The organism is Limnoraphis robusta BA-68 BA1, from assembly GCF_034932365.1.
Taxonomy (GTDB): domain Bacteria; phylum Cyanobacteriota; class Cyanobacteriia; order Cyanobacteriales; family Microcoleaceae; genus Capilliphycus; species Capilliphycus robustus.
Genome location: NZ_JAYGHR010000122.1, coordinates 1 through 5336, shown reverse-complemented (window position 1 = coordinate 5336; position 5336 = coordinate 1). Strand labels below are relative to the sequence as shown.

The window sequence follows — 5336 nt, the reverse complement described above, 5'->3', positions numbered from 1 at the left end:
GAATCAGTGGAACCTTCAACTTCATGTTAGTGTTCCAAGCAGAACACAACATCTTGATGCACCCGTTCCATATGTTGGGTGTAGCAGGTGTATTCGGTGGTTCACTGTTCAGTGCAATGCACGGTTCATTGGTAACTTCCTCCTTAGTTCGTGAAACAACTGAAACCGAATCTCAAAACTACGGTTACAAGTTCGGTCAAGAAGAAGAAACCTACAACATCGTAGCAGCACACGGCTACTTCGGTCGTTTAATCTTCCAATACGCTAGCTTCAACAACTCACGCGCCCTCCACTTCTTCTTAGGAGCATGGCCTGTAATCGGAATCTGGTTTACTGCTTTAGGTGTATCAACCATGGCATTCAACCTGAACGGTTTCAACTTCAACCAATCAGTAATTGATTCTAGCGGACGGGTAATCAATACTTGGGCAGACGTAATCAACCGCGCTAACCTGGGTATGGAAGTAATGCACGAGCGCAACGCTCACAACTTCCCCTTAGACTTGGCTTCTGTTGAGTCTGCACCCGTTATCAAAGGCTAATTGCTAGCTTAACTAAATAACCAAGAAACGCTCTCCATCAGGGGGGCGTTTTTTGTGTTTGTTTTTTGATGGTTTTGTTGTAATTTAGAATGTAACAACAGTCTGAGGTGTTTGGCTAAAGCAACATGGGATTAAACGATCAACGATAGGAAGTCTAAAACGTGGTCGATAAAAAGCGGAAAATTTTAGATAAGATTCTAGCGGGTTCAAGAAACATCAAGTTTAGTGAAATGGTGACGCTTATTGAAGCTTTTGGATTTAGTCTTGTACGAGTTAGTGGTAGCCATCACATTTTTACCCATCCTGAAGTTACAGAAATTGTCAACATTCAAAATAAAAAAGGAGATGTTACTCCTTATCAAGTGCGTCAATTCTTATCATTAATTGAAAAGTACAATTTAAGAATGGAGGATGAGCGCTGATGAAAGACTATCACATCAATATTTTCTACAGCGAAGAAGATGGCGGATATATTGCCGATATTCCTGACTTACAATACTGTTCCGCTTTTGGTGAAACTCCAGAAGATGCCTTGCGCGAGGTACAAATTGCTAAAAAAGCATGGTTAGAAGCGGCTAAAGCTGCAAATAAATTGATTCCCGAACCCAAGTATCGACCGATTATTTATCAAAGATAAAATTATACGGGCAAATCTTCTCAAAAGCTAGAATAAACTAGAAAGAGGTAGGTCGCGAGATATCGATAACATGGAACCGATAACTGCTGTAGCTGGATGGGTTGCTCCGAAAATCGGGGATTTGGTTTGGAAAGGAGCAACAGAAAAGGTTAAAAAAACGCTCAATAAAACCGACGTCGAAAAAGCGATCGCAGCGAGTTTAAAAGCGGCTGAACATTGGGAAAAAGAACAAAATCTCGCCCAAAAGGGGCTATTTTATCGGGTGAGTGGCGATGGGTTGAACGGATATCCTAAATTTTTAGAAAGCGTGTTGGCTGACTCCGGGGTACAGGCGGAATTGCGAAAACCGTTGAGTGATAAAGGTAGACCCCAAATTGAATTTTTACAGAAAGTATTTGAACGAGAAGCAGAAGCCTCAAAACTCAACCTTGATCTAGAATATCTTTTACCTTGGATTGAGCAGTTTGTCAATACTTATTTTGAAAAAACGTCAACTTTTATTCGATTTCAAGTTAACAAAGAGAACTATTTTAAACAGCTTGCCAACTGGTTTGATGATGTGAAATTTGCGGGAATTGCCGTTCCGGGTCAGGAGGTCGATCAGTCAGAAAAATTGGCGCAAATTTTTGTGATGCCGGATGTGGTTGAAGATGTTTCGACTCAAAAAAACTTAGGGAATTGGTTAATTTCCGGTAGCCGTCAAGCCGAATTAATCCAAGAACAGCGAGAACGAGTCTTGTTTGAAAATTCATCAGGTCGAAGATTCTTAGCCTCCGAACTGCTAACAAATGTTTCCTCACGCAAGGCGGTTTTATTGGGTGCGCCCGGTTCAGGAAAAACCACTTTAATGAGTTATTTTGCGGTGATGTTAGCTCAAAACAAACCCGAACTTTTGGGCTTGGATGTTAACGTTGACTGGCTACCGATTTTAATTCGGATGCGAGATTTTGTCCGAGAACCCAATCTCAGTATTCTCGATTTTGTTAAACAATTTGCAGAAAAGAGAATGTCAGTTAAACCGCTACAGACAGGCTTTTTTGAATATTGGCTGGAAGACGGACGAACCTTAATTTTATTAGACGGATTGGATGAAATCGCCGACGAAAGTAAACGCAATGAAATTGTTAGACGGATTGAAAACTTTCTCGGACAGTATGACAAAAATATTGCCATTATTACCTCTCGTCCTGCGGGTTATCGGCGCGACTTTTTCCGAACCGAGGAGTTTCCCCACCACGAACTGCAACGATTTGATGATGAGAAAATTGAGCAGTTTATTAACAACTGGTACGATAGCCGTTTTCTAGATCAAACAGAAGCCGAACGCCGCAAAGATAGCCTCAGAAAAGCACTCGATGATAACGACCGGATTAAACTCTTGGCGCGAAATCCGCTATTATTAACGATAATTGCATTGATTCATCGCTATCAAGCGGTTTTACCGAAAGAACGCTACAAACTGTATCAACGAGCAGTAGAAACCCTATTAACCTCTTGGGATGCCAACAAAGACCTATCAAATCATACTATTCTTAAATATCTCGAACTGGATGATTTATCCCGGTTGATGGAACGGTTGGCGTTTTGGATACATACTCAGGGAAATACGGGGGATAATGAAGGCGGTACAATGATTGATCAGGAGGAATTGATTGAACAGTTGAGTCGAGAAATCAAAACCCTCAAACCAATTGAACTGTTTAAGGCGAACGAAGAAGCAAAACGGTTTATTGGGTTTATTCGAGAGAGAACGGGACTGTTAAACGAACAGGGTCAGGATTGTTATGCTTTTGTTCACAAGACGTTTCAAGAATATCTCTGCGCCCAAGAGATTAACTATCAAGCGGATAATGAGGACGATTTTGAGATTGTTTTAAATGCGATAAAAGACTATCTCCACGATGCCCATTGGCGAGAAGTTTTGCTGCTGTTAATCAGCCAACAAAAACCGAAGAAAGCCGCCAAAGCAATTCAGGCAATTTTAAATCGGGGTAGCGACTACGAACAATGGCTGCATCGGGATTTATTATTTGCGGGGTATTGTTTGGCTGAACATCCGAAGGGTTTAAACGTTGCGGATAGTGGTTTGGTTGAAGACGTTTTAGAACGGTTAGTGGCGAGGGAAATTCAAGATGAAAAGCGAGTGGGAAGCCGAGTAAGAGGGCAAGTTTTTAAAATCCTGTGTAGTCTCTATGAAACTGAGTTTGAAAGTCAGGCATTGCAATTGTTGAAAGAACACAGCGATCAAATTGATAAATCTCGCTTGCAGAAGTATCAAGTCGAGTTGGGAGAACGAGAGGCGGTTATTAATACTCTGTTAGAACAACTTACTAATGAAGATTCTGATGTGCGTGGGAGTGCTGCGGATGCCTTGGGCAAGTTAGGCAACAGTTCACAAACGGTGGTCGATGCCCTACTGAAAACACTCACCGATGAAAATCCTTCTGTGCGTTACCATGCTGTCTCTGCTTTGGGTCGGTTGGGTAACAGTTCGCAAACAGTGGTCGATGCCCTGCTGAAAACCCTTTCCGATGAAGATTCTGCTGTGCGTCAGATGGCTGTCAATGCCTTTGGTAATTTGGGCAAAGGTTCACAAACAGTAGTTGATGCGATGCTGCAATGTTTGCAAGATAAAGATGATACTGTGCGTGGGAATGCCACCTTTGCCTTGGGCTGGTTGGGCAACAGTTCACAGGCAGTGGTTGATACTTTACTACTACTGCTGACTGATGAAAATTATCATGTGCGTAGGAATGCTGCCTCATCTTTGGGTAATATGAGGAAAAGTTCACAAACGGTGATTAATGCTTTGCTGCCACTACTAACTGATGACGATTCTACAGTACGTTTAGCAACTATCGTTGCTTTGGGGAGTTTGGGCCAGGGTTCACAAACAGTAGTCGATGTACTGCTACAGCGACTTGCTGATGAGAAGTCGGATGATTTGCGTTCCTTGGCTGCCTGTAGCTTAGTTTTCTCTTTGGTTGACTCTAGTTTCGATCAATTGGGCGAGCATTTACAAATGGTTCTGGACTTTCTCTTTTTAGGACTCATTAATGACAGTTATAATTCTTTTATAAGAGACAGGGCTGCCAGGGCTTTGGGTCAGTTGGGTAAAAAATCCGATACTGTTCTTCCTGCTGTTATTCAATGGCTGGAACAACACCAAGATTCTGAATCTATTGGCAGTGGAATTGATGCGTTGTGGAATTTGTTGGCTGACTAGAATGGGATAGCGTGCGATCGCTGGTTAGCCGGACTTCATGTTACCTTGACTTCATTGAGGGTAAACGACTGTTAAACGCAAAACGCAGAAAATTCTTGAAAGCTGTAGAAAAACGCTATAATTTCAAGGGGTCACAGTTTTAGGAATGTTGGCGAATGAACGAGGACGCAGTAAAGGTCATCAAAGTGACGAGAACTGAGTTCGAGTTGAGTGACGGGAGGATCTATGAACATCCACTCCCGTTTGAGCCTGATGAAGTTCCCACTGTTGAGGAATTTCAAGAATTCTATGACCACTGGAAGAATATCCTGAGTTTTGGAAATGGCGGAAAAGCTTCTAACTACGGCTGAGGTTTGCAACCTCTTAAATGTAACTCGATGGACATTACAAAAGTGGGAAAAGTCAGGTGTTCTTAATCCAATTCGGACTCCCGGAGGGCATAGACGATTTAAGCAATCTGAAGTAAATGAACTAATGAAAGTTGAATCGTCTGATGCACCTGTAAACCTAGAAGTTGTCGCTGTCTATTGTCGAGTTAGTTCACAGGAGCAAAAACAAAAAGGAGACTTAGATAGACAAAAAGCTAGAACTCTTGAATACTGTGCAAAGCAAAATTATCAAGTTGAACACGTACTGTCTGAAGTGGGTTCGGGAATGAACGACAATCGAGCCAAGTTAAAGGGATTGTTTCACCTGGTCAGGTCACGATTAATCAATCGCGTAATAGTGGAACACAAAGACCGTTTGACCCGCTTTAACTACAACTTTATTGATTGTTTCTTCAGTAGTTATGGAGTTCAGATAGAGTTAATCGAAGAAGTCTTACCGAAATCTTATGAAGCTGAATTAGTTGAGGATATTGTGTCCCTAATGGCTTCGTTTTCGGCAAAGATTTATGGGAGACGAAGCAGCCAACGACCTAAGGAGCATT

General features: G+C 42.0%; 5 protein-coding genes and 1 pseudogene. All 6 read left to right on the top strand.

The genetic code is table 11. The features are described 5' to 3' along the window. Window positions 1–542, top strand: a pseudogene (locus VB836_RS30195) (photosystem II q(b) protein); the annotation flags it as partial. 161 nt (window positions 543–703) lie between these two features. Further along, complete coding sequence (locus VB836_RS30190; protein ID WP_323225239.1) at window positions 704–964, top strand: type II toxin-antitoxin system HicA family toxin; 261 nt, start codon at window positions 704–706, stop codon at window positions 962–964. Beyond that, window positions 964–1179 (top strand): type II toxin-antitoxin system HicB family antitoxin, encoded by a 216-nt coding sequence (locus VB836_RS30185; RefSeq protein ID WP_323225237.1) that lies wholly within the window; start codon window positions 964–966, stop codon window positions 1177–1179. The genes VB836_RS30190 and VB836_RS30185 overlap by 1 nt, the downstream gene beginning before the upstream one ends. A 70-nt stretch (window positions 1180–1249) precedes the next feature. Beyond that, entirely contained in the window at window positions 1250–4405 is a 3156-nt protein-coding gene (locus VB836_RS30180) for a sister chromatid cohesion protein PDS5 (RefSeq protein ID WP_323225235.1), read from the top strand. A 155-nt stretch (window positions 4406–4560) separates the two neighbouring features. Further along, window positions 4561–4755 carry a hypothetical protein gene (locus VB836_RS30175; RefSeq protein ID WP_046280171.1) on the top strand — a complete coding sequence of 65 codons (195 nt, stop codon included), beginning with the start codon at window positions 4561–4563 and terminating at the stop codon, window positions 4753–4755. After that, on the top strand, window positions 4727–5336 hold a 610-nt coding region (locus VB836_RS30170), incomplete at its 3' end, for an IS607 family transposase (RefSeq protein WP_323225233.1). The genes VB836_RS30175 and VB836_RS30170, both read left to right, overlap by 29 nt.